Source organism: Microcoleus pseudofavosus SVA1_A4 (assembly GCF_036700565.1).
GTDB lineage: Bacteria > Cyanobacteriota > Cyanobacteriia > Cyanobacteriales > Microcoleaceae > Microcoleus.
This window is the reverse complement of sequence record NZ_JAUBPE010000062.1, coordinates 26177-49490: the sequence shown is the minus strand read 5'-3', so window position 1 is coordinate 49490 and position 23314 is coordinate 26177. Positions and strand designations below refer to the sequence as shown.

The window sequence follows — 23314 nt, the reverse complement described above, 5'->3', positions numbered from 1 at the left end:
ATGAGTTTCAGCTTCTAGTCTTATGCACGAGTCTATCTTTGATTAGATAAACTTATCACCATAAGTTCTGAAGAGCCTAATTTTATCGAGTTATATCTATTGATATTAAATCGCTGCCAAGATTTCAGGAAGCGATGAAGCAACCCTAGTCTTCTTCTGCGAGCAGAGAAACGCCAACGTCTAGCTCTGCGATTAATTTTAGCAGCAACTGTCTTGTTTATACTATTAACCAGCCACAAACTGAGGTAAATCGCCAGGGCTGTCAGCAGAAGGGCGATCGCACTTCTGAGTATTGTCCAGCCATCACCTAAAAACACCTGAAGCGGTACTAGGAAAAAGGATTCGACTGGTAAATCGAGGGTAATTACATTTAGCTGAAAGCTGGAAAAATAAGACCAGCGATAAATCCAGCCGGTGAAAAACAAAGCGGCACCGAGCAAGCCAACAACACTGGCAAAGTTGCCTAAAATATTCGATTCGGGAGTAGGTTGGGGAGAAGCAGTCACGGAATTACCTTCAAGGGATGTGGAGTACAATTTTAGGACATTAGCACGGGTAACGCTTATCCTTGAAGGGGGTTTAGGGGACGATGAAACGCAGAACACTTTCATTTCTATTTGTAGCACTTTTTACGGTAACAGCGGGTATGGCTGCACAAGTTAATGCGGCCAGTCAGGAAGTCCAGAAACAGAATTTGCGATCGGTACAAGCACAGGCTAACGCTAGTCAGCCGATACCCGTAGCGTTGCCGACGCAAGCGGAAATTGTGATGAAAGGGGGCGGAAAAAGAGACGGTCGAGTTGTGCAGATTGACGAGAAAGTGCAACAATTATGGATACAGCTAGGACAAGAAAAGCTATCGATCCCCTTGGGTCAAATTGATAAAATCGTGTTTTCCAAAACTGCGGTGGTTTATCGTAGTAATGGGGAGCGATTTATTCGGGGCGAACTCCCGCCAGCTACTAGCACTCAAACCAAATGGAATGGCATTCCCATAAGTGCTTTTGAGCTGAAAGATGCTGTTAAAGGTCAAGCTGTGGTGAAATTGGGGCCGCCTGTCGTGAATCGGGCGTAATTGCGGGGGATTTTGGGAGTATCGAAAGATCGGCAATTTTTCGTGGATGAAATGCAGTTTGATGTGCAGAAAAAGACGATGACAATTGCAGCGACTCCGTATTGAGTCCGTCGGGGGTCAGAAACCGGGTTTTTTACGAAAATATTTCGTGCAGCCCCCAGATTCGGTAAAAAACCCGGTTTATTTGGTCGGAGTGTGTCCAGGACTGTCTATTTCAATGAAGATCCTAGTGCTAAAATTTATAAAAGTTCGTTAAGAGGGACATATAACTATGCAAATCAAAGGCATAAAACGGGGTAATATTATCGAAATTTCAGAAAACCTGAACATTCCTGATGGTTCAGAAGTTCTGATTGAGGTGTCGGAGGCTCCGCAAATCAACAATGAGGAAAGGCTGAAACGTCTACATCAAGTATTTGGAGTTTGGAAATACGAGACTGAACTGGGGGAAATTTTTGCCGAAATTGACAGAGAGCGGCATAGTTATTTTGGCAGGAGTATAGACTTTTTTAACGATTAAGAGGAAATAAATTGTGTATTTGTTGGATACTAATATTTGTGTAGCACTGATGCAAGGCAATCCCGCTGCTGTTGCTGAATTTGATGCTAAATCTCTGGAGTGTTACCTACCGACAATCGTATTGCCTGAACTCTATAAGGGAGTTTACTGTTCGCGACAAGTTGAAAGAAATTTGAGCGAGGTAAATCTATTTGTTAGGGAAATGGAAATTTTCCCATTTGACGGAGATGCGGCGGCAGAGTTTGGGATAATTCAATGTGAGTTAAGACGCATGGGTAGACCAACTGGGGAATTAGATGCTTTAATTGCGGCGGTTGCTAGAGTGCGTGGAGATATTTTGGTAACTCACAATACTCGTGATTTTATCAATATTCCAGGGTTGCAATTAGAGGATTGGTTAATTTGATGAGGAGAAGTAGGTAAGGTTATGAAACCAATTATTATCAGTGTTTTGGCTTTGGGTGTGTTTGACTCCTCTGACTGTGCCGCTGATGGTTCAACCGAGTTGGGGGCAAAGTCAAAATTTACGGGTTGAAGAAATAGAGAGACTTATACAGCAAGCAAGGCGACAGCAACACCGAGGACAACACCGACAAGCGATAGAGATATTTCAACAGGCTTTTACTATTGCAAGAGAACTTAGAAATGGAACTAAGGCAATAATTATACTTTTTGAAATTGGTAGTAGTTATCTTGACCTTGATCAGTCTCAGCAAGCTTTGGATTGCTATAACCAGGCTCTTTCGATAGCACAACAAATCAAAGATCGCTCTAAGGAAGCTATCGCTTTGAACAATATTGGTTTTGCATACAACAACATTTCCCAACTACAAGAAGCATTGGAATACTATAACCAATCTTTACCAATTAGGCGGGAAGTAAAAGATCGCGCGGGGGAAGCTGCTACTTTGAATAATATTGGTTTTGCCTACAACATTTCCCAGCCACAAGAAGCATTGAAATACTTTAACCAAGCTTTACCAATTATCCGAGAAGTGGGTTATCGCGCGGGGGAAGCTGCTACTTTGAATAATATTGGTTTTGCCTACAACATTTCCCAACCCCAAGAAGCATTAAAATACTATAACCAAGCTTTACTAATTAGGCGGGAAGTAAAAGATCGCGCGGGGGAAGCTGGTACTTTGAGTAATATTGGTGGAGTGTACCGAGATACCAAGCAACCGACTCAAGCTATCGAAAATTTGCAGCAATCAGTCATAATTACCTTAGAAATTCGAGCAGGTTTACAGCAAGAAAATCGACAAAAGTTTTTACAAGCTAACGATGGAACAGCAAAAGCCCTCATCGACATCCTCATCGACCAAAACCAAGCCGATCGCGCTTTTCAATGGGTCAACATCGCCACCACAGCCGATCTCGCCGATTACACCCGCTTAATTAACGCCAAAGTTGCCAACCCCCAAGCACAAAAAGCCATTGACGAGTGGAATCAAAAAAATCAACAACTCCAATTCCTCCGCCGCCAACTCGAAGACAACTTCTCAGAAAATCTAGCCCGACAAATGCGGGAATTAGAAGCAGAAGTCAACAGCGAAGCAGAAGAAATCTCCCGCCAATTCCCCGAAGTCGCCGAACTCTTTGATACTACACCCAAAGACATCGCCCAACTGAAAGCAAGTATCGCACCAGATACCGTTGTCATTCAACCCGTCTTGCTGACAAATGTCAAAAATGTCCCCAATACCGTCGCCCTGTTTGTCTTGACAAAAGACAGTTTAAGTGTTAAAAAAATCCCGCTCGCCCCTGCAGAATTCGACAAACTCCTCACTCAATACCGCGAACAACTGCAAAATACTGGCGACACTAACTTCACCGTAACTGGCAGCAAACTCTACGACATCCTGATTCGTCCGATCGAAGACCAAATTAAAGCTACTTCCGCCAAACAATTGAGCATCATCGCCACAGGAAAACTGCGCTACATCCCCTTTGAAACCCTGTATGATGAACAAACTGATGAATTCCTCATCCAGAAATATCCCGTCAACTATCTCACCCGCATTTCCACAAGGACAATTCCCGATTCGACGTTACAAGGCGGAGTCTTAGCATTAGGAAATCCCATCCCTCGTCTGCCCCAAAATCTACCCGGTACAGAAGAAGAAGTTAGAAATATCGCTCAATTATTGCCGGGAAGTTCCGCCTATATCGGCAATGCCGCCACCCTCGACCAATTCAAACTTCAAGCATCCCGTTTTCCCTTTTTGCACCTAGCAACTCACGGCTGTTTCCAACAGGGAGGCTGTCAAAAATTGGGCATGGAGGAAAATACACTGCTATTTGCTGACCGTCAATTCAAAATTCGCGATGCCGCGTTATTAGGGTTGCAAAACACCAGACTCCTCACCTTAAGCGCGTGTCAAACTGCTATGCAAGCGAATTCCAACGGTGAAGAAATATCGGGAGTTGCCTATGTATTTGAGCGTGCGGGCGCACAAGCGGTGATGGCGAGTTTGTGGAGTGTTGATGATTCAGCTACTAAAGATTTGATGGTTGAATTTTATCAAAATATTAATAAAGGGATGAGTAAAAATGAAGCTTTGCGGCAAGCTTAAGTTGAGTCAGATTGGTCGGCATCCGTTTTATTGGTCGCCGTTTATTTTAATTGGCGATGCGCGGTAGTTAATACCGAAGAGTAAACCGTGTATTTGACGTATTTAGTTCCAGAGATATTACCCACAGTCAGGACACGGCATTGCCGTGTCCCTACAATTAATCGGGCAATTTCATCATCCAATCCGGTTGATTTTGCCCGTTACCCACAGTCAGGAGACGGCAGTGCCGTGTCCCTACAATTAATCGGGCTATTGTTATATCAAAGCCGGGGCGATAGATTATTTTGAGGTAGGGACACGGCATTGCCGTGTCCTCAATTGCCGTGTCCTCAATTCCTCTAAACTCTCCCCCACAAAGCCAAGCCGCCGCCTCTTCCCCTAGCGGCAATTATCCCATCTTCTACCAGAAAATATGCGAAAAATGCCTGCTTCCCCACACTCAAACTAAAAAATTCCGCCTCCCGCGCTTCTCCACCGCGAATGTATCCTTTATATACATTTGCTCCTAACAACTTCACCGTAATTCTGGTAAAATCAAAAGCTAAAATATTTTTATTAACCAAAAACTTAGTCGGCCCGGAAAGAGTTAGTTCGATCGCCCCAACTTGCACCGAATTCTCCACCCTGCCGATTTCGCTATTCTCTTCCCCTTCAGCAACAGGTTCGGCCGCATAAGCAATTTGAATTTTCGCAATCCACTGAGGGATGTAACGTCCCGCACCCAACACAATCCCCGCTTTTTGCCGAGTCTTTTTTGTGCCGGTGATAAAGCACAAACGCCAATTGCCGGTTAATTGCTCGAAAGAATAGCGAATTTTATTTTGTTTTGCGTTTTTCTCGGCTTCTAGGAGGGCTGCAACTACGGCGGCAGGAGATGGTTTAGTATTCGATTTAGCGGCTTGTTCTAGAACAGATATGTTTTCCATTTAACTAACAATAACATACGAATAGGTGTTGCAGACTCGCTTTTTACTGGATTTTTTTGATGAAATGAACCGCAGAGGGCGTAGAGGGCGCAGAGGGAGATGGAAAGAGAGGGGTTCGATCGTAATATTAGGTAGGGACACAACATTGTTGTGTCCTGTATTTGAAAGTTGTGTCCTATGTTTGCAAGGTACGATCGCACATTAGCACCCCGGATTTCCCATCAGCGGATTTTCAAGCGATTTTCCAATTCGGTTTCAAAACTTTGATACAATCCGTCAAATACGACCGATATCTGTCAGCATAGACATAGATAGTTCGATCGCAAAGAGGCCACCGTGCAACCCGTAGACTTTACAACTTTAACCGCAGCTTGCAGCGAACTGCGAGCCCAATGGCTGCCAGCGCGCTTAGAACAAGTCTACCAGCGCGATCGATTTACCGTGTCCCTGGCCCTCCGTACCATGAAAGGGCGCGGCTGGATTGACCTTTCCTGGCATCCTGTGGCCGCCCGCATCTGCGTCGGCGACCCCCCGCCCCGCATTCCCGATACCTTCACCTTCAGCGAACAACTGCGCCACCAACTCAGCGGTTTAGCCTTAGTTTCCATCGCCCCCGTTGCATCCTGGGAAAGAGTCATCGACTTGCAGTTCGCCAAACGCCCCGGAGAACCCGCCCTCTGGCACCTCTACGCCGAAATCATGGGCAAGTACAGCAACGTCATCCTCACCGCCCAAGACAACCTCGTTGTCACCTGCGCCCACCAAGTCAGCGCCAAACAGTCCACCGTCCGACCCATCCAAACCGGGCAGCCCTACGAAATGCCCCCGTCTTTGACCGATGCAGTGCCGAGTCTGAGTGAATCTCAAAACCGCTGGCAAGAACGGATTAGCCTGGTTCCCGGTCAATTAAAGGGCAATCTGCTGAAGAATTACCGAGGGATGAGTAAAGCCTTGGTTTTGTCAATGATTCGATCGGCAAATTTAGACCCCGAACAATCCACCGACAGCCTCAATCCCGACGACTGGCAGCAACTATTCCAGCGCTGGCTATACTGGCTGCAATGCCTAGAAAACTCCAAATTTCACCCGAGTTTTACCCCCGAAGGCTACACCGTCATCGACTGGCCCACACCGGATATAAAAGAGGCAGAATCTCGAAACGAATCTAACTCATCTGTTCCTTCTTCCTTCTCTTCCGTTCAAGAAATACTTAACAGCTACTACACAGGCGAAATCAATCAACAAGTATTCGCCCAACTGCGGCACCAGCTTACCCAAAAACTCAACAACGTCCTGGCAAAACTGCGCCTCAAAGCCAACACATTTAAAGAACGCTTGCAGCAATCAGCAGACGCCGACACCCACAAATCCCAAGCCGACTTGCTGATGGCAAATTTGCAGCATTGGGAACCAGGAATGAAATCAATTTCCCTCCCCGACTTTGAAACCGAAAAACCCGTGATCATTCCCTTAAATCTGGAAAAAAACGCCGTTCAAAATGCTCAAGCAATCTACAAAAAACACCAAAAACTTAAAAGAGCTCGCATTGCAGTAGAACCTTTGTTAGCCGCCGTACAGGAAGAAATCGACTATTTAGAACAAGTTGAAGTCGCACTTTCGGTATTGGAAACCTACCGCAACACCCAAGATTTGCAAACCCTCGCCGAAATCCGCGAAGAACTGATCCAGCAAAAATATCTAGATGTACCAGATTACCGCAGTACGGACAAAAATGCTGCGATCGAATTTCACCGCTACCAAACCCCCAGCGGCTTTGAATTATTAATCGGGCGCAACAACCGCCAAAACGACCAACTCACTTTTCGTACCGCCAACGACTACGACTTGTGGTTCCACACCCTAGAGATTCCCGGAAGCCACGCTTTGTTGCGTCTGAAACCCGGTACTGTAGCTGAAGAAACTGATTTGCAATTTGCCGCCGACATGACTGCTTACTACAGTCGCGCCCGCCACAGCGAACAAGTCCCCGTGGTTTATACAGAACCTAAATATGTATACAAGCCGAAAGGTGCTAAACCTGGTATGGTTGTATACAAGCAGGAGCGAATTGTCTGGGGCAGACCGCAGCAAGCTCCGGCTTGATTTATATAAAGTGAGTAAAAGGGCGGCCGTCGAAATCTCGTTTTTACCCAAAATAACTGCTTTGCAACCGATAAACCTACGCAGAAACCGGATTTTTGAAGATCGTTGGATTATACAAAGTGACCGGGAGTGCGATCGCCCTAAAGATTAAAATGCGTCTGTAATGTAAAGTTTTATTACACAAAATTAAATTTTGTTGTTATAATACCGCTTAAGAGAGATGATATTTCTTTGAGAACCCGCTGCAAAGAAACGTGCAACTTGGGTTTCCTCACTGTGAGACAAACACTGTGGGAACACAACGGATTTAACTATTTGTGCAGACCAGCTTTTGCTAAAGCTGGTCGTTTCTGTTGAAACATTAAACCCAAGCCCCCACCGATTTTAGATTGGCGATTTTAGATTTTAGATTAAAACCGCCAATCTAAAATCTAAAATCTAAAATCTAAAATCCCCAAGGGCTGCTCCTAGAAAGTAAACGTCGTTCTGACAACCCCAATCACCAAATCAGAATTATCCTTATTGTGGTCGGGAGCAGTCAGCCAAATCACACCAGGAGTGATAGAAATATTGTCGCTCAACTTAAACTGATAGAAACCTTCAACGTGCAGCGAAGTATCCTTATCCTCCGGCAAAGTCCGATTAGTAGAACTCGTCACCCGCGGCTCCATACCTACCAGAATCCCCGCCACATTTCCTTCTTTCAACAAATCGGGAAAAGCCAAAGTAACTGCCCAGTTCCAGATTTTTTGATCTCCCCGCTGCACGGAACCCGTAGGAGTAGCCAAGTTGGATAAAATGCGCTGGTTGGTGTAACCCGCCCAACCGCCAATGGCAAATCTCCGGTTCAGCCGCCACGAAGCTTGCGCGCCGTAGGAATTGCTAGAAACTGGCAGATTGCTATCGCTGTCGAGCCCGAAGGAACCGAGACGCACCGGGAAATTAGAAGCATTGCTGCCGGTACCGGTAACAAAGTTGTAGGAATTAACGTAAGTTAAACCTAAAGCCATGCTGTCGCTCGGTTTGAAAGTCAACTGAGCCAAACCGCCGTAAGAACCGTTGAACAAACCATTTCCCCGCGTCGGGTTCGCAGCGTTGCCGGCCAAATATCCCAAACTCAGCTCTAGTTTTTCCCCAAACTGATGCCGCAGAGCGATGCCAGAACCGCCAGTCAAATAGTAAATCGGGTTGCGAGTACCGAAGTTAGAAAGAGCACCGCTGCCACCGTCTCCGTCAAAGTAAGGGTTGACTGTGTTGGTAAAATCGTCAGCCGCGCCGGCGTTGGCTTCGAGAATTACAGTAGTGCTTTTGCCTAGAGGAAATTGGTAAAGCAGCGCATCTAAACCTACAGTATTGCTAGCAGTACCGAAAGGCCCGGCATTAAACCGCAATTCCCCTTCAGCGGTTTTCGTATTATTAGTAGAAAACGAACCCAGATTCAAAACTTGCAGTCGAGTTCTCAGCAAATCTTGGCCAGAAAAACTCGTGTCAAAATTGAGACGAACCCTGCTGCCAAAAGCCGTCGTTTTATCAGCTTCGCGGCCCTCGGCATCATCTCCTCCGGCGATTCCAGTCAAAGCAAATACCACTTCGCCGTTGAGTTTAGTTGTAGTTGAAAACTGATTTGCTTCTAATTCAGAGGTGCGCGCTTCCAAAACATCGACGCGGCCGCGCAAAGTTGCCAATTCCGCCGCAAATTCTTCTTGCAACCTTTGCACAGAAGCCAAATCTTCTTTTGTTGCCAGATTTCCCGTACCGCCTCTAATCAGCTCGGTAACTTTATCCAAACACGCATTTAAACCCGCCGCAAACTCGTAGCGAGTCATCGCCCGGTTGCCGCGGAAAGTGCCGTCAGGATAGCCCGCTATACAACCGTAGCGCTCTACTAGGGATTGCAAAGCTTGGAAGGCCCAATCGGTCGGTCGAACGTCGGAAAGTTGGGAAACTGAGGTTACTTGGCCGGCCGCATCTTCGCTGCTGCTGTCTTCTGCGCTGTATTGGTTGATTTGTTCTAAAAGATTTGACTGTGATTGAGGTTGGGCACTTGGATCTGTGGATTGGGAAATCTGCTCGGGTTGCGCGGCGGATTTTTCTGCGTTTAAATTAGCCGGTGCAGCGGCGGGTTGCGTTTCGGTTAAGTTTGCGGGCGCGACTGCGGGGATTTGCTCCGCGACAGGTTGTTCGGCACTTAAGTTTGCGGGCGCGACTGCGGGTTGGGTTTCGCTTAAATTTGCTGCAACTGCGTTTTCGGGTGCTTTTGCTTGTTCGGCAACTGGGGCGATCGGCTCGTTAGCAAAGCCCTCGTAGAGGTTCGCACTTTCTTTCTCAATAGTATCAACAGTCCAGTTGCTAGCTACTGACACAGGTTCGGCCGTCTCAGGCTTTGCCGTCTCAGGCTTTGCCGCCTCGGTTGCAGCACCTGGTAATTGCAATTGATGAGGTTGAGCAGTCGCGGCAATTTCTACAGGTTGCTCTGCTGCTAGCGCCGTCGAAGATACGACTAAAGTTGCTGCCAATACAGCGGGACTAACTAAAAGTCCCTTCCACAAAAATTTGGACATTTTTTCCTCACACCACATTGAGCCGATCGCCCGTTCCGAATATCTAGGCGATCGTAAATCACCTTCAGTATTCCGTCTGATAGCATTTTTTGTCAACAATCTGGGAAATCGCTGCCGAAGAGTACAGTTTTGCTGTGGCTGATTTGACAAAAACTCTGTTTATTCCCAAAATCCTTGGTTTGACTCACATCTTGCACCATTCTCAAGAACAGGCAAGATGCCTGTTCCACAAGAAAATTCACTCTTTGTGGAACAGGCATCTTGCCTGTTCCTAAACAAGTAATTGAGAATGGTGCAACATCTCAGTTTGAAGATACCTACCTAGAAACCCGGTTGATGGCTTGAGGTTGCGTAAGCGATCCCTCGGTAAGATTAATATTGACAGAACAGGCGCTAACAAATCGTTCGATCGGCTACATACAAGTGAAAAAACTCAAATACGCCCTCGTGCACGAATGGTTGACACCCTTAGCTACGGGCGGTTCAGAACTGGTAGTCTCCGAAATTCTCAAATACATCGACGCTGATCTCTATGCCCTCATCGACTTTGAATCGGCCAATCCCGAAAGCTATCTTTTCCAAAGACAGATTGGCACAACATTCTTGCAGCATTTTCCCGGAGCCCGCAGCGGTGTCCAAAAATATCTGCCATTTCTGCCGATCGCGATCGAACAACTCGATCTGCGAGAATACGACATCATCCTCTCATCTTCCCACGCCGTCGCCAAAGGCATCCTCAGCAGTCCAGGGCAACTGCACGTCTGCTACTGCCACACGCCCATGCGCTACGCTTGGGACTTAACTTTTGACTATTTGCGCAGCAGCAAAGCCGGACGGGGCATTCCGGGCCTGCTGACGCGATATTTGCTGCACCGACTGCGGCAGTGGGACGTAATTTCTGCCAACCGCGTCGATTATTTCATCGCCAACTCCCAACACACGGCGCGCCGAATTTGGCGGTGCTACCGGCGGCGGGCTGAGGTGATTTATCCGCCGGTAAACATCGATCGATTTTCCTTGATTCGGCAAAAACAAGATTTTTACGTGACTGTTTGCCGATTGGTAAGCTACAAAAACGTTAGCGCGATCGTCCAAGCATTCAATCAACTCGGGCGTACTCTAATTGTCATCGGCACCGGGCCAGAATTAGACATGATTCGGCAAATCGCCAAACCCAACGTACAATTGCTCGGCTGGCAGCCAGCCGTTGTAGTCGAAAAGTACATGGCAGAGGCGAAAGCCTTTGTCTATGCAGCTTGCGAAGATTTTGGCATAGCTTTAGTAGAAGCTCAAGCTTGCGGAACACCGGTAATTTCCTATGCAGCAGGGGGCGCTTTGGAGACAGTGCTCGACATTCGCCAACACGAGGAGACAGGGACTGGTTTATTTTTTCCCTCCCAAACCCCAGCAGCATTAGTCGAAGCTGTCGAGGAGTTTGAACAGTTGCAAGGCAAATTTCAGCCAGAAATAGCACGGCTGCGCGCCGGACAGTTTGCCCCCGAAGTCTTTGAGCAGCGCTATCTAGCTTTTGTGGAACGCTGCTATCAGGAATTTCAATCCCGCGATTTTACGAAGTCTGGGACTTGAGATCCCGATAGCCCGATAGCGGGAAAATCTTCCTTCTGCCTTATGCCTTGTGCCCTGTTCCTTCTTCCTTCTTCCTTGTTTTTACCCGCTCAGCTTCGCCGAAGAGAGCCTTCTTCCTTCTTCCTTCTGCCTTCAGAAGCCCTCTTCCTTCTGCCTTCAGAAGCCCTCAACTACTGCTGCCTTCTGCCTTCAGAAGCCTTCTGAAGGCAGAAAATTGAGTATTTGAAACATAATTCACAGAACAAAGCGTCTTGAGGCTTTATGATCAGGACTGTGTGTGGTGTGAAGTGAAGGAGTAAGATGACTGCCGACAGCCAACTAATCTCCGGCAAGGTAATTCGAGCGATCGCGAGACGCGGTTTTGGGTCTGTCCTGCAAGGAGATAGACCCATAAGTCGTCCTCTACAGAGCCTCGACGGAGAATTTTTCAAGCGGTTATTTGACATCCTGTTTTCCTTATCGGTTCTGCTCCTGTTTGCTCCGGTTTACCTGCTTTTGGCTCTCTCTATCGCCTTAAGCTCGTCCGGCCCTATTTTTTACGTACAGGAACGAGTAGGCAAAAACCGTAAAATGTTTTATTGCCTTAAATTCAGAACGATGGTGGAAAATGCGGACGACATATTGCTGGAAATCATGGAAAAATCTCCGCATTTGCGTCAAGAGTTTGAGGACAATTTCAAGCTTAAACAAGACCCTCGAATTACCTGGATTGGAAGATTTTTACGAATGACCAGTTTAGACGAATTTCCCCAGTTTTGGAATGTTTTAAAAGGAGACATGAGCGTCGTCGGACCGAGACCTTTAGTTGAAGAAGAACTGCCGAGATACGGCCGTCACATCAACAAAATTCTCACCATAAGACCTGGAATTACAGGCTTGTGGCAAGTGTCCGGTCGCAACGACATTCCCTATCCCCGCCGAGTCCAAATAGACCTCTATTACGCCAATGACAAAAACCTTTGGATGGATATGTGGATTGTTTTCAAAACAATTGGAGTTGTGATTTTTCCCAAAAATAACGGCGCATATTAATTTTTGTCCGCAGTCAGCATCGGTAGTTAGTTTTCTTTGTTACTGGCCACTGATGCTGACTACTGACAGCAAGCGGCAAACTCTTTGCCAAAACTATACAGTTCCTTGATGCCGATCGAAGAATTGTGAGTTAACGTAGAGTTTGAGAAGAGGACCGACAGGCAACAACAGCCTCTGCCCGGAAAGTCCGAAGTGAATTAACACAGCCTGTCAAAGGAAAATCAGATGACGCAACGCAAGCGAGCGCTAATAACAGGTATTACAGGTCAAGACGGCTCCTACTTGAGCGAATTACTGTTAGATAAAGGATATGAAGTTCACGGCATTATCCGGCGGAGTTCTAGTTTCAATACCGATCGCATTGACCACATATATGTCGATCCTCACAGCGAGGGCGCGCGGTTGTTTCTGCACTACGGCGACTTAACCGACGGCACTACTCTGCGCCGGATATTGGAAGAAGTTCAGCCGGTAGAAATATATAACTTAGGCGCTCAATCTCACGTTCGAGTCAGTTTTGACTCGCCGGAATATACGGTTGACACAGTGGGAATGGGCGTGCTCCGTTTGCTAGAAGCAATTCGGGACTATCAACAGCGCACCGGCATTGAGGTGCGCTTTTATCAAGCAGGTTCTTCTGAAATGTTTGGTTTGGTGCAAGAAGTTCCGCAAAAAGAAACCACGCCTTTTTATCCCAGAAGTCCTTACGCTTGCGCGAAAGTTTACGGTCACTGGCAGACAATCAATTATCGCGAATCTTACGGACTTTTTGCCTGCAACGGCATCTTGTTCAACCACGAATCTCCGCGCCGGGGCGAAACTTTTGTCACCCGCAAAATTACTCGCGCCGTTGCCAGAATAGTCGCCGGCAAGCAGAAAAAGATTTACTTGGGCAATCTCGATTCCAAGCGGGACTGGGGCTATGCTAAAGACTACGTGCAGGCAATGTGGCTGATGCTGCAAAAAGACAAGCCTGACGATTATGTCATTGCTACCAACGAAACCCATTCCATTAAAGAATTTCTCGATTTAGCCTTCACTTACGTCAATTTAGATTGGCAAAAATATGTGGAGTTTGACGAACGCTACTTGCGTCCGGCAGAAGTCGAACTGTTGATAGGCGATTCGACTAAGGCGCGCCAGCAATTAAATTGGGAACCTTCTGTAACTTTTGAGGAGTTAGTACATTTAATGGTAGATGCTGACATGAAAGCTCTCGAAAAGCAAGAGCGAGGTTCTGGCAACGGATTTGATTAAGCCACAAAACTAAGCCGTCAGCGAACAATTTGTAGGGGTAGTGCCCCGTGTCTGCCCCGATTCGCGAAATGCGCGATCGCGCTCTTTTATTGCCCCTCCACGCAGTTCACAACTGATGAGAAGATTGTTACAGGTAGTAGTGCGATCGCCATTCAAAGAACCAGCTTAATTGCTCGCAAAATTTTCGGCTGTGCGGGCAAACAAAAACATTAAAATGATAGTTGAGAAATCGCAGCCCATAAATCTAACTTTCGGGTGTGCATGGAACACATTGTCCCTATCTGAGGCAGCTAAAACTGATTTGTTGCCAAGCGCCTGCTGTAGCTGAAAGCTTTTTTTGGCTAAAGCCAACTATTTTAGAATTGAAATGTCGATCGACCCTTATTCAAAATCCCGAGGCTAAAATTATGACAAGCTTGGATTTAAGCAGCAAACGCATTCTAGTCACGGGCGGCGCCGGTTTCTTGGGCCGTCAGGTAATCGACCAGTTAGTGAAAGCAGGGGCCGATGCTGATAAAATTTCGGTGACTCGATCGATCGACTGCGACCTCCGCGTCATGGAAAACTGCAAGCGCGCCGCCGACCAACAAGACATCATCATACACCTAGCCGCCCACGTCGGCGGCATCGGTTTAAACCAACTCAAACCCGCCGAATTATTTTACGACAATTTGATGATGGGCGCGCAACTAATTCACGCAGCCTACGAAGCAGGAGTCGAAAAATTTGTCTGCGTCGGCACTATTTGCGCTTATCCCAACTTGACTCCAGTTCCCTTCAAAGAAGACGACCTCTGGAACGGCTATCCCGAAGTAACTAACGCACCTTACGGAATCGCCAAAAAAGCCTTATTAGTGCAACTGCAATCCTACCGCCAGCAGTACGGATTCAACGGTATCTACTTGCTACCAGTAAATCTGTACGGCCCGGAAGATAACTTTGACCCGAAAAGTTCCCACGTCATCCCCGCATTAATTCGCAAAGTCCACGAAGCGCAAGAAAGGGGAGACAAAACACTGCCAGTTTGGGGCGACGGCAGCCCCAGCCGCGAGTTTTTGTATTCGACAGATGCCGCGCGGGGAATTGTGATGGCAGCTCAATTTTACAACGAATCTGACCCGGTTAATTTGGGAACGAATAGCGAAGTTAAAATTCGCGATTTAGTGGAAACGATTTGCGAATTGATGGGATTTGAGGGAGAAATTGTCTGGGAAACAGACAAGCCGAACGGTCAGCCGCGCCGCTGTTTGGATACCCAAAGGGCGAAAGAAAAGTTTGGTTTTGCGGCTGAGGTGGAGTTTAAGGAAGGGTTGAAAAGTACGATCGATTGGTATCGAAAACACGCAGTCTGAGCGTGAAAACCAGGTTTCTTGAAGAAACCTGGTTTTTTTTTGAACAGGTGGTGCATGGAACTAATATCAATTCCGGCTGCGCCGGAATGATATAGAGGACACGGCAGTGCCGTTTCCCTACGCCAGATTAATTGTAGGGACACGGCACTGCCGTGTCCTTATTTCGGGTAATATTAATTCCGATGCAACCGGAATTGATATAAATCAACAGAAAGAACTTTTCAGTAAAGCTTATGTGCGCGCTGTGGCGGCAGTTGCGGGTTTCTCGATCGATCCGTTAGAGTTAGACTTCGACAGCATCGACCTACAAATCACGGCTGGCAGCGGTGAGGGAAGCGTTTGTTTTCCTGAGTTGAAGTTACAATTAAAATGTACTTCAAGAGACGTGATAGACGGCGACTACATCCGATATCCGCTCAAAGTCAAAAACTACAACGATTTGAGAAGAAATGCCCTAGTACCTCGAATCTTAGTTGTAGTTTTAGTACCGGAAAATATAGAAGACTGGTTGCAGCAGTCAGAGGCGGAACTGTGCATGAGAAATTCTGCTTACTGGATGTCATTGCGAGGACAGCCAGAAACACAAAATATAACAAATGTGACTGTTTCTTTACCCCGCAGCAATCAGTTTACTGTACAAGCTCTTAAGTCAATGATACAGCGCATTAGCGAGGGAGGTTTGCCGTGAAAGTAACTGTAAGAGATAGTCAGATTCTGAAAACGATCGAGCCAAATGTTTTAGAGACATACTTACAAATAAATGGTTGGCATAAAACTCGTCAATTTTTTGAGGGATTTATTTGGTACAAAAAAAATGATACGGGTCAAGCAGGCGAAGTATTGGTTTCGCCTCACAAAGAATTTGCTGATTTTGCCGAGGTGATGTGTGATAACTTAAAGGCACTAGAAGTAGTAGAAAAGCGTTCTCAATTAGATATTCTCAGCGATTTAATCACTTCATTGCCTCATGTTGCACTCCCAGGATGGATTAATAAACTGCACGGGGAAGAATCGGGAACCTGCCAAGTCACAGTCATGGGATTTGTCGTGGGTAAATTGAGGAAAATTAATCTGGAATTGAGGGATGCAGATTATCAATTGGCCCTCAAGGCTTACGAGGAGCGATCGCCCATAACCTGTTTTGGCGATTTAATTAAAGAAAAGGACGGTTTTGTGTTAAAAAATCCCCGCGATTTTGCTCTGCTGACTGAGGCTGAATTAATCAAATAATTGGGAACATCCTGGTTGTGGTATAATTGGAAGCAAAAATTAATTTGCCGATAGTATTAAAGGAAAATAGGTTGTGCAAACTCTAAAATTAGGTGCATCGGGTTCTGATGTTGTTAAACTTCAAAAACGCTTGCTGGAGTTAGGGTTGAATTCAGGGAGTGCAGACGGTAAGTTTGGGCCGAAAACTGAAATAGCCCTCAAACAATTTCAGAGTAATAAAATTTTTTTGGTAGACGGAATCGCAGGCCCCAAAACGCTAGCTGCTTTGTTCCCCGGAGAACTTTTGGGGTCGTCACTTTTGTCGTATAGGTCGATCGAGCTAATCTTAGAATTCGAGGTGGGCGGCGGACAGGAATATTACGAAAGCTTTTTGCAGCGCCCAACTTGGCCGGAAGGACAATCGGGAATTACGATCGGCATCGGTTACGACCTCGGTTACAACAGTGTAGAAGTTTTTAACCAAGATTGGAACAAATTACGAGATGTGGATCAACAGCGTTTGAGTAAGTGCTGCGGGTTGACAGAGGATGCAGCAAAAGAACGTTTAGCTAGTGTTAGAGACATCATTATTCCCTGGGAATTAGCCTGGGAAGTTTTTAATGTTGTCACAGTGCCGAAATTTTACAATCTGACAAAAGAAGCATTTCCCGGTTTTGAACAATTGCCGGCAGATGTTCAAGGAGGATTGGTAAGTTTGGTGTTCAATCGCGGCACAAGTATGCAGGGAAATCGCCGCCTGGAAATGCGTGTAGTTCGCGATTTGGTCACGAAAAAAAATGTGAGTAAAATTGCCGAACAAATCCGCAAAATGAAACGAATTTGGCTGGGAACGAGCATTGAAAAAGGGATGAACAGACGCCGGGACGCGGAAGCAGATTTAATCGAGGAAAGTGCTTAGATATCCTGTATTCTGTTATTATAAAAGCGATCGCTTTGTAAGTATAATATATAGCATTTTTCAGTAGAGCGAAGTACAGATATAGGGTAGGGACACGGCACTGCCGTTTCCTGTATTTCTGTATTGCAGTCGTGTCCTGTATTTCATAAAATTGAAAACTGCTATAATAAAAATACCTCGATTGAAATCATCGAAAACTGAAATACACAGAAAGCCCATGATTGCCGATCGCACCAACAATTATATCTCACCGGAAGAGTATCTGAAGTTAGAAGAACTCAGTCAGCTCAAACACGAGTATATTCAGGGCGAAATCTATGCAATGGCAGGTGCAAGCGATGCTCATGTGACAGTTGCTGGCAACTTATTTGCACTTTTGAGAAATCACGTGCGGGGTGGTGGCTGTCGTGTTTATATGTCCGACATGAAAGCCAGGATTGAATCGAAGAATATTTACTATTATCCCGACTTGATGGTAACGTGCGACGAACGGGACAAATCATCTCAATCTTTTAAAAGATATCCTTGTTTAATTGTCGAGGTGTTGTCTAACGGTACGGAAGGATTCGATCGGGGCGATAAGTTTGCTGACTACCAAGAATTAGAAACGCTTCAAGAGTATGTGTTAATTAGCCAAAAACGTGAGCGGGTAGAGTGTTTTCGCCGCAATGCTGAAGGGTTGTGGGTTTTGTATTCCTATACTCAAGGCAGCGAAATTCACTTGGCTAGCGTAGATTTTCGCACAGGTATTGATGCTATTTATGAGGATGTCATTTTTACTAAGGAAGATTCAGAACCCGAAGTTGATGATGTGGGATCTAGGGAATAGATTGAAAGTGCGATCGCGCCTCGGTTAAGGAAGGGCGATCGCTTTTGATATATTTAAAATGCCAGCAAGAAAGCCCCGATCATTTGTAAGATATGGATGACAGCCTCAATAGACAATCCCAGTGAACCCGCCAACGAGCCGATCGCTGTCGCTATTTCCGTAACACCGGCACCTGAACTGATTAAAGCTATCAACTGGCTAAGAATTTCAATAACAGCGGGTACGTTAGCAATCAAGCCAAACAGAGCCGCAACATAAACAGAGCCCACCTTGAGAGCTTCGAGTAGTCCCGTTAGCTGCGCGATCGCGTCTGGCCCTTGGGTTTGAATGTAATCTAAAATTTGTGCGATTGCTGCTACCAGTGTATCCATGCTTCTTTCCTTTTAGGGTCAAATGCCTACGATAAATCAATACTGTCAGTCAACTAGCTGAAAAAGCAGTTCAAAAAATAGTCTGATTATTTCAAACCAACTCAAATCATTTCTCATCTTGCTTCCTACATTATTCAGTTTGGCAATATGTTAGATAAAATCAATATTTTAAATAACCAGCCACTCAAAAGTAACATGACTGAAACTGCAAAAGCAGCAGCATTTTCTGGAATTCCTGAAATCTTGTGGCAGCCTGTGTAAATCATTAAAATTGTATAGGTTATAGCCACAACCATAACTATAACAATAATTTCAACATTCGTTATTCCTAAAAGACTACTTATTAAGAGCAATAATGACGCAGGAACTAAAGCGACACCAGCAATAAATATATCCCCTTGAAAGCTGCCATATCCCCGAAATAGTTTGCGCGTCAAAAAACTAGCCCCTGCTATACTCAAAAAATTAGCAGCGCTGGCAAGTATCAAATTAAATAATGAGCTATTGCTCGAAAATTGTGTTAAATATTTTTGGCACGCGAATACAAAGCAAACTACATATGCTATGCCAAAAGCAATTCCAACTCCTAAAGCACGTTCCTTACCTAACCCTTGAAAAAAAACTGGAAGACCGCCAACAGGATTAATTAGAAAAATTTTTAATCCTTGGATAGCGTCATTAAGAGTGGATTTAACTTTGCTTGCGACTTCAGTAGCCACTTCATTTTGATTTTTTTGTTCGTTCATGATTAATTGCTCGCATAATTACTTATTTTTTATTTTTTGTCATGGCAAATTATTGTAAATTATGGAAGACAAAAAAGTAAATCATCTGTTTATCTAATCTATCACTATTTCAAAATAATCAAGTAAGACAAAGTAAGATAAAGTAGGAGGTTTAATATTTTCTTTAGTTTTTATTTTTGTAAAAAGTATAATTTAGCCATTTAAAGTAAGAAATAGTAAGAAAAAGTGGGATAATAGAGAAAACAGCAACATTTGCTCGACCTATGGACGTTCAAGAAGTGTTAAAAATTGCCGATGAGATAGTTTTTTCGAATACGGGAAAACACTTAGATGATCTACAATACGCAATATTGCGCGGCACTTGGGAACGTCAGAAATACGCAGATATTGGAAAAAATTACAACTGTACTGAGGCTTACGTAAAAAATGTCGCCGCTGAATTATGGCAAATCCTCTCTGATGTCTTAGGTGAAGACCTCAATAAGTCCAATTTTAAAGCTACATTTGAGAGACGACAATTATTTATCGTTTCACAAAATTTTGGTAATGATTTTGTAATTGGTAATCTCAATGTTTGTGCAGATAACCAATCTCCCGAAATTCCACAAAAGCGATCGCCCTCCGCCCCCACCTCAGACACCTCCCAACCCCAAACCAGACTAGACTTAGCAGACGCACCTCATATTTCATCATTGTCCGATCGCACATCCGAACTCGCCACCCTCGAAAAATCCATCGTCCAAGAAAAGTGCAACCTCGCAGCAATATTAGGAATAAGCGGCATTGGCAAAACCGCACTTTCCCTCCACCTCATCCAAAAAATTCAGCATAACTTTGAATGCGTCATCTGGCGAAGTCTGGGCCACTCCCCACCCTTAGAAACTACCCTAAAAAATATCCTAGAATTTCTCTTAAATAAACCAGAAATCCAACTCCCTAGCAGCATCCCCGATCGACTTTCCCTGTTAATGGAATATCTGCGAAAAAACCGCTGTCTCATCATCTTTGACGACGTGCAAACCATTCTCAGCAGCGGACAACTAGCAGGAAATTACCGCCCCGAATGCGAAAACTACAGCATCCTCTTCAGACAAATCGGAGAAACAACCCACAACAGTTGTTTAATCCTCAACAGTTGGGAACCTCCCAGAGAAATTACTGCCTTAAAAGGTGAAAATTCACCAGTTCGCACCTTGAAACTCAAAGGTATAGGTGCAGCCGCTACCGAAATTTTCCGACAAAAAAGTTTACTCAATTCCGAAACATGGGAAAACCTAATTAACACCTATCAAGGCAATCCATTGTGGTTAAAAATAGTCGCCACCACCATTCAAGAAATATTCCGAGGCCGGGTTGCAGATTTTTTGAAATATGATAGGCTATTTCTAGGGGAAGAATTGGCAGCAACATTGCACCCGCAGATAAATCGTTTGTCAGAATTAGAGAAAAAGCTAATCTCCCAGCTCAGCCGCGAAGCGAATCCAGTTTCAATAGAGCAATTGCTAAAAGATGCCGAGTTATCGCCTTCGGAGTTGTTCAACGGGCTGCAATCTTTGGGGAGGCGATCGTTAGTTGAAACAGAGGAACAGGAGAATGAAACGCTATTCAGCATTTGTCCTGTGGTGAGACAATATGTGCTCTCAAATCCAGTTAATTAGCCACGATATCTGTAGGGACACGGCAATGCCGTGTCCCCGATTTTGAGGACACGGCATTGCCGTTTCCCTACCCGTAGCGATGATTTAATATGAAATATGAATACTCGTGAACCTTCATTAACTAAAACTGAATTAAGACGATCGCTCCTCAACACCCGCAAATCCCTATCAGCACAAGAGTGGAGACAAAAGAGCGATCGCATCTGCAATCATCTCCAAAACTCGCCCTTATTCACCCAAGCAAAAACAATCCTCGCCTACTTCAGTTGTCGCCAAGAACCAGATTTAAGTCCCCTATTTGTAAGTCCCCGCAAATGGGGATTTCCCCGCTGTGTCGGCAAAGAGCTATCCTGGCACATCTGGCAGCCTGGAGATGCTTTACATACTGGAGCTTACGGCATACTCGAACCGCTGCCTGATGCTCCTAAAATAGACCGCTCAGAAGTAGATTTAATACTTGTACCGGCCGTAGGCTGCGATGTTCGCGGCTATCGCTTGGGCTACGGCGGCGGCTATTACGATCGAATGTTCAGTTTAGCTGAGTGGGAATCAAAAATTGCGATCGGCACAATCTTTGAATTTGCCTTGCTCGCCCAGCTACCAGTAGACTCCTGGGACAAACCGCTGCACGGAATTTGCACAGAGAGCGATTTGACAATCGTACAGCAAAAATCAAGAAGGTCGATCGAGCAATAAATTTTCAGTAATTATGCTTAGATCCGTATTTATATGTATCCTACTGAAAGTCCTATTTAATCTAAAATCTAAAATCCAAAATCTCAAATGGTATAACCTATGGCCGCACGCTACGTTCGAGTTAAAACAACACAAGGACACATCCATTACGGTTTACTGCAACTGAGCCGCAGCGTTCAAGTATTTGATGCACCTCCCTGGTTACAAGGACAACCAACTGATTTGGAGCTTTCACCAGATACTTACCAAATTCTCGCCCCGTGCTCTCCCTCAAAAATTGTAGCCGTCGGCAAAAATTATGTCGATCACGCCGCCGAAATGGGAACCCCAGTACCTGAAGAACCCCTGCTGTTTTTCAAGCCTCCGAGTGCTGTCATCCCCGCAGGTGGAGCGATTCGCTATCCGCAGCAGTCGGAAAGGGTAGACTACGAGGGAGAATTGGCCCTGGTGATTGGCGAACACTGTACCAACTGCACTCCCGAACAAGCACACAGCAAAATTTGGGGCTATACCATCGCCAACGACGTAACAGCCAGAGATTTGCAAAAGCGGGACAACCAGTGGGCGAGGGCCAAAGGGTTCGATACATTTTGTCCCTTGGGGCCTTGGATTGTCCGCGAATTGAGTCCCGCTGCACAATTGCAGACTTTTGTCAATGAGAGCGATCGACCCGTACAGTCATCCCCGATCGATCGAATGGTATTTTCCCCAGATTTTCTCGTCTCCTACATCAGTCAAATCATGACCCTAATTCCCGGCGATGTCATACTGACTGGAACGCCGCAAGGAGTAGGGCCGCTGCAAATAGGCGATCGAGTCCGCATTGAAATTGAAGGCATCGGCAGTCTTGAAAATACAGTAGTTATTAGTAATCGGTAATTGGTAATGGGTAATTGGTAATTATCACCAACAACTAACAACTGCCAACTGCCAACTGTCAACTGTCAACTGCCAACTGCCAACTGCCAACTGCTAACTGCCAATTGACTAACGAACCTGCATATAAACAGCATCCGAAAGCGGAGGAATCTCTGCATAGCGTCCCAAAAGCGACTGAACGACTGCATAGACAAATGCAGCAAAAGCGCCCAAAAACACCATGTTATACAGAGTTTCCGCAATAAATGCGACTTGGAAACCTTTAGCAAAAATCGGCAAAACCAGATTGCACAGCATCAAAACAATGTCTAAAAGAATCGCCTGCATCGCATTAAAACGAATGAAGTGACTGATGTTTTCGTTTCTAACTACTCCTAAGTACAGGGCAAAGAAGATAACCAAGCTAGCAAAGGGCAAACTATAAATTTGCATCAATGGAGCTAGCGGTATCAACAACAGTTGCAGGACAGGAAACTGTGTAAACAGAAACCTGCCAAACGACAGCCCGTCAATCAGCGGGAGCAAATAAGGCAAAGAAGCAAAAATCCGGTCTCGAACAGTTGTAGATCCGCGCCAAGTCATAATGAAGTCTCCTGAGTCGATCGATTAACTATCAATTCACATAAACTCAGGATAACGCAGCAGCAGGCTCTGTTCCGACTCGCCCGGAATTTGCTTTTCACTCAGCGGGGAGCAGCCTCAACTACCAAATGCAGGCTTTCTTATTTAATATTGGCAATGACGAAACCCATTTGACACTCGTACCGATCGGGCAAATTTTCCGTAGGTTTAGCAACTGGATGGCCGCAGCGAAGCTCTCCACCGCTCCAGCGCGGTTGGCCGGTGCGATCGGCGAGCAAACAACCTTGGCAAACACACTGAGGGGCAAGCATCTGATTTTCCATTAGAATGACTAACATTTGATACCTCCGGCAGGTTTCACACCAGTAATTTCATTGTATGTCAGCAGTTGGGGACAAACGGCTTAACCTGAACACAACGTAATATTTATGTCAAT

25 protein-coding genes are annotated in these 23314 nt (G+C 45.5%); 16 read left to right on the top strand and 9 right to left on the bottom strand.

Annotated elements, in window-relative coordinates; translation table 11 throughout:
* Positions 1 to 32: 32 nt before the first annotated feature.
* Positions 33 to 506, bottom strand: a complete 474-nt coding sequence (locus tag QUA02_RS23480) for a hypothetical protein (RefSeq protein ID WP_333031212.1) — start codon at positions 504 to 506, stop codon at positions 33 to 35.
* 83 nt (positions 507 to 589) lie between these two features.
* Here QUA02_RS23480 and QUA02_RS23475 point away from each other — a divergent pair, with 83 nt between their 5' ends.
* The 4 genes from QUA02_RS23475 (at position 590) to QUA02_RS23460 (ending at position 4171) form a co-directional block, all read left to right on the top strand.
* Positions 590 to 1075: a hypothetical protein gene (locus QUA02_RS23475; protein WP_333031210.1), complete on the top strand. Its 486-nt coding sequence runs from the start codon at positions 590 to 592 to the stop codon at positions 1073 to 1075.
* A 271-nt stretch (positions 1076 to 1346) separates the two neighbouring features.
* Positions 1347 to 1595 (top strand): hypothetical protein, encoded by a 249-nt coding sequence (locus tag QUA02_RS23470; protein WP_333031207.1) that lies wholly within the window; start codon positions 1347 to 1349, stop codon positions 1593 to 1595.
* Between the two features lie 13 nt (positions 1596 to 1608).
* The gene (locus tag QUA02_RS23465) at positions 1609 to 2001 is read left to right on the top strand and encodes a type II toxin-antitoxin system VapC family toxin (RefSeq protein WP_333031205.1); all 393 of its coding nucleotides are present in this window, start codon (positions 1609 to 1611) and stop codon (positions 1999 to 2001) included.
* Between the two features lie 40 nt (positions 2002 to 2041).
* On the top strand, positions 2042 to 4171 hold the full coding sequence (locus tag QUA02_RS23460) for a CHAT domain-containing protein (protein ID WP_333031201.1): 2130 nt from the start codon (positions 2042 to 2044) through the stop codon (positions 4169 to 4171).
* A 157-nt stretch (positions 4172 to 4328) separates the two neighbouring features.
* On the opposite strand, the gene QUA02_RS23455 is transcribed toward QUA02_RS23460, so the two are convergent.
* Positions 4329 to 4475 (bottom strand): hypothetical protein, encoded by a 147-nt coding sequence (locus QUA02_RS23455; RefSeq protein ID WP_333031197.1) that lies wholly within the window; start codon positions 4473 to 4475, stop codon positions 4329 to 4331.
* Between the two features lie 34 nt (positions 4476 to 4509).
* The gene (locus tag QUA02_RS23450; RefSeq protein WP_333031194.1) at positions 4510 to 5097 is read right to left on the bottom strand and encodes a hypothetical protein; all 588 of its coding nucleotides are present in this window, start codon (positions 5095 to 5097) and stop codon (positions 4510 to 4512) included.
* Positions 5098 to 5433: 336 nt separating this feature from the next.
* Between QUA02_RS23450 and QUA02_RS23445 the strand changes: the two genes are divergently transcribed.
* Positions 5434 to 7200 (top strand): Rqc2 family fibronectin-binding protein, encoded by a 1767-nt coding sequence (locus QUA02_RS23445; protein WP_333031191.1) that lies wholly within the window; start codon positions 5434 to 5436, stop codon positions 7198 to 7200.
* Positions 7201 to 7667: 467 nt separating this feature from the next.
* On the opposite strand, the gene QUA02_RS23440 is transcribed toward QUA02_RS23445, so the two are convergent.
* Positions 7668 to 9761 carry an iron uptake porin gene (locus tag QUA02_RS23440; protein ID WP_333031219.1) on the bottom strand — a complete coding sequence of 698 codons (2094 nt, stop codon included), beginning with the start codon at positions 9759 to 9761 and terminating at the stop codon, positions 7668 to 7670.
* Positions 9762 to 9853: 92 nt separating this feature from the next.
* Positions 9854 to 10021, bottom strand: a complete 168-nt coding sequence (locus tag QUA02_RS23435) for a hypothetical protein (RefSeq protein WP_333031188.1) — start codon at positions 10019 to 10021, stop codon at positions 9854 to 9856.
* A 163-nt stretch (positions 10022 to 10184) separates the two neighbouring features.
* Between QUA02_RS23435 and QUA02_RS23430 the strand changes: the two genes are divergently transcribed.
* From QUA02_RS23430 to QUA02_RS23395, 8 genes are all read left to right on the top strand, one after another.
* Complete coding sequence (locus tag QUA02_RS23430; RefSeq protein ID WP_333031218.1) at positions 10185 to 11348, top strand: glycosyltransferase; 1164 nt, start codon at positions 10185 to 10187, stop codon at positions 11346 to 11348.
* Positions 11349 to 11648: 300 nt separating this feature from the next.
* Complete coding sequence (locus QUA02_RS23425; protein WP_332983048.1) at positions 11649 to 12380, top strand: undecaprenyl-phosphate galactose phosphotransferase family protein; 732 nt, start codon at positions 11649 to 11651, stop codon at positions 12378 to 12380.
* 225 nt (positions 12381 to 12605) lie between these two features.
* Positions 12606 to 13637: a GDP-mannose 4,6-dehydratase gene (gene gmd, locus QUA02_RS23420; protein ID WP_333031183.1), complete on the top strand. Its 1032-nt coding sequence runs from the start codon at positions 12606 to 12608 to the stop codon at positions 13635 to 13637.
* Between the two features lie 407 nt (positions 13638 to 14044).
* On the top strand, positions 14045 to 14989 hold the full coding sequence (locus QUA02_RS23415) for a GDP-L-fucose synthase family protein (protein ID WP_333031180.1): 945 nt from the start codon (positions 14045 to 14047) through the stop codon (positions 14987 to 14989).
* A gap of 106 nt (positions 14990 to 15095) precedes the next feature.
* On the top strand, positions 15096 to 15677 hold the full coding sequence (locus QUA02_RS23410; RefSeq protein ID WP_333031177.1) for a DUF4365 domain-containing protein: 582 nt from the start codon (positions 15096 to 15098) through the stop codon (positions 15675 to 15677).
* Positions 15674 to 16219 (top strand): hypothetical protein, encoded by a 546-nt coding sequence (locus tag QUA02_RS23405; protein WP_333031176.1) that lies wholly within the window; start codon positions 15674 to 15676, stop codon positions 16217 to 16219. Before QUA02_RS23410 ends, QUA02_RS23405 begins: the two co-directional genes overlap by 4 nt.
* A gap of 73 nt (positions 16220 to 16292) precedes the next feature.
* The gene (locus QUA02_RS23400) at positions 16293 to 17117 is read left to right on the top strand and encodes a peptidoglycan-binding protein (RefSeq protein WP_333031174.1); all 825 of its coding nucleotides are present in this window, start codon (positions 16293 to 16295) and stop codon (positions 17115 to 17117) included.
* Between the two features lie 217 nt (positions 17118 to 17334).
* Positions 17335 to 17946 (top strand): Uma2 family endonuclease, encoded by a 612-nt coding sequence (locus QUA02_RS23395; RefSeq protein ID WP_333031171.1) that lies wholly within the window; start codon positions 17335 to 17337, stop codon positions 17944 to 17946.
* Positions 17947 to 17999: 53 nt separating this feature from the next.
* Here the strand turns inward: QUA02_RS23395 and QUA02_RS23390 are convergent, their stop codons facing one another.
* Together QUA02_RS23390 and QUA02_RS23385 are read right to left on the bottom strand one after the other, a co-directional pair.
* Complete coding sequence (locus QUA02_RS23390) at positions 18000 to 18317, bottom strand: hypothetical protein (protein ID WP_333031170.1); 318 nt, start codon at positions 18315 to 18317, stop codon at positions 18000 to 18002.
* A gap of 134 nt (positions 18318 to 18451) precedes the next feature.
* Entirely contained in the window at positions 18452 to 19063 is a 612-nt protein-coding gene (locus tag QUA02_RS23385) for a hypothetical protein (protein ID WP_333031168.1), read from the bottom strand.
* A gap of 263 nt (positions 19064 to 19326) precedes the next feature.
* Here QUA02_RS23385 and QUA02_RS23380 point away from each other — a divergent pair, with 263 nt between their 5' ends.
* The 3 genes from QUA02_RS23380 to QUA02_RS23370 all read left to right on the top strand — a co-directional run bounded on the left by QUA02_RS23380 (position 19327) and on the right by QUA02_RS23370 (position 22296).
* Entirely contained in the window at positions 19327 to 20721 is a 1395-nt protein-coding gene (locus QUA02_RS23380) for a helix-turn-helix domain-containing protein (protein WP_333031166.1), read from the top strand.
* Between the two features lie 96 nt (positions 20722 to 20817).
* Positions 20818 to 21417: a 5-formyltetrahydrofolate cyclo-ligase gene (locus QUA02_RS23375; protein ID WP_333031164.1), complete on the top strand. Its 600-nt coding sequence runs from the start codon at positions 20818 to 20820 to the stop codon at positions 21415 to 21417.
* Between the two features lie 99 nt (positions 21418 to 21516).
* Positions 21517 to 22296: a fumarylacetoacetate hydrolase family protein gene (locus tag QUA02_RS23370; RefSeq protein ID WP_333031162.1), complete on the top strand. Its 780-nt coding sequence runs from the start codon at positions 21517 to 21519 to the stop codon at positions 22294 to 22296.
* 108 nt (positions 22297 to 22404) lie between these two features.
* Here QUA02_RS23370 and QUA02_RS23365 read toward each other — a convergent pair whose 3' ends face one another.
* Positions 22405 to 22878: a Tic20 family protein gene (locus QUA02_RS23365; RefSeq protein ID WP_333031159.1), complete on the bottom strand. Its 474-nt coding sequence runs from the start codon at positions 22876 to 22878 to the stop codon at positions 22405 to 22407.
* A gap of 140 nt (positions 22879 to 23018) precedes the next feature.
* Complete coding sequence (locus QUA02_RS23360; RefSeq protein ID WP_333031155.1) at positions 23019 to 23216, bottom strand: hypothetical protein; 198 nt, start codon at positions 23214 to 23216, stop codon at positions 23019 to 23021.
* Positions 23217 to 23314: the final 98 nt, after the last annotated feature.

Bases quoted from the DNA above. Each gene is read 5' to 3' on its own strand.
- QUA02_RS23375 (WP_333031164.1), top strand. From the start codon at position 20,818: ATGAATACTCGTGAACCTTCATTAACTAAAACTGAATTAAGACGATCG.
- QUA02_RS23475 (WP_333031210.1), top strand. From the start codon at position 590: ATGAAACGCAGAACACTTTCATTTCTATTTGTAGCACTTTTTACGGTA.
- QUA02_RS23370 (WP_333031162.1), top strand. From the start codon at position 21,517: ATGGCCGCACGCTACGTTCGAGTTAAAACAACACAAGGACACATCCAT.
- QUA02_RS23440 (WP_333031219.1), bottom strand. From the start codon at position 9,761: ATGTCCAAATTTTTGTGGAAGGGACTTTTAGTTAGTCCCGCTGTATTG.
- QUA02_RS23385 (WP_333031168.1), bottom strand. From the start codon at position 19,063: ATGAACGAACAAAAAAATCAAAATGAAGTGGCTACTGAAGTCGCAAGC.
- QUA02_RS23450 (WP_333031194.1), bottom strand. From the start codon at position 5,097: ATGGAAAACATATCTGTTCTAGAACAAGCCGCTAAATCGAATACTAAA.
- QUA02_RS23435 (WP_333031188.1), bottom strand. From the start codon at position 10,021: ATGCCTGTTCCACAAAGAGTGAATTTTCTTGTGGAACAGGCATCTTGC.
- QUA02_RS23395 (WP_333031171.1), top strand. From the start codon at position 17,335: ATGATTGCCGATCGCACCAACAATTATATCTCACCGGAAGAGTATCTG.
- QUA02_RS23455 (WP_333031197.1), bottom strand. From the start codon at position 4,475: ATGCCGTGTCCCTACCTCAAAATAATCTATCGCCCCGGCTTTGATATA.
- QUA02_RS23415 (WP_333031180.1), top strand. From the start codon at position 14,045: ATGACAAGCTTGGATTTAAGCAGCAAACGCATTCTAGTCACGGGCGGC.
- QUA02_RS23365 (WP_333031159.1), bottom strand. From the start codon at position 22,878: ATGACTTGGCGCGGATCTACAACTGTTCGAGACCGGATTTTTGCTTCT.
- QUA02_RS23360 (WP_333031155.1), bottom strand. From the start codon at position 23,216: ATGTTAGTCATTCTAATGGAAAATCAGATGCTTGCCCCTCAGTGTGTT.
- QUA02_RS23425 (WP_332983048.1), top strand. From the start codon at position 11,649: ATGACTGCCGACAGCCAACTAATCTCCGGCAAGGTAATTCGAGCGATC.
- gmd (WP_333031183.1), top strand. From the start codon at position 12,606: ATGACGCAACGCAAGCGAGCGCTAATAACAGGTATTACAGGTCAAGAC.
- QUA02_RS23380 (WP_333031166.1), top strand. From the start codon at position 19,327: ATGGACGTTCAAGAAGTGTTAAAAATTGCCGATGAGATAGTTTTTTCG.
- QUA02_RS23390 (WP_333031170.1), bottom strand. From the start codon at position 18,317: ATGGATACACTGGTAGCAGCAATCGCACAAATTTTAGATTACATTCAA.
- QUA02_RS23470 (WP_333031207.1), top strand. From the start codon at position 1,347: ATGCAAATCAAAGGCATAAAACGGGGTAATATTATCGAAATTTCAGAA.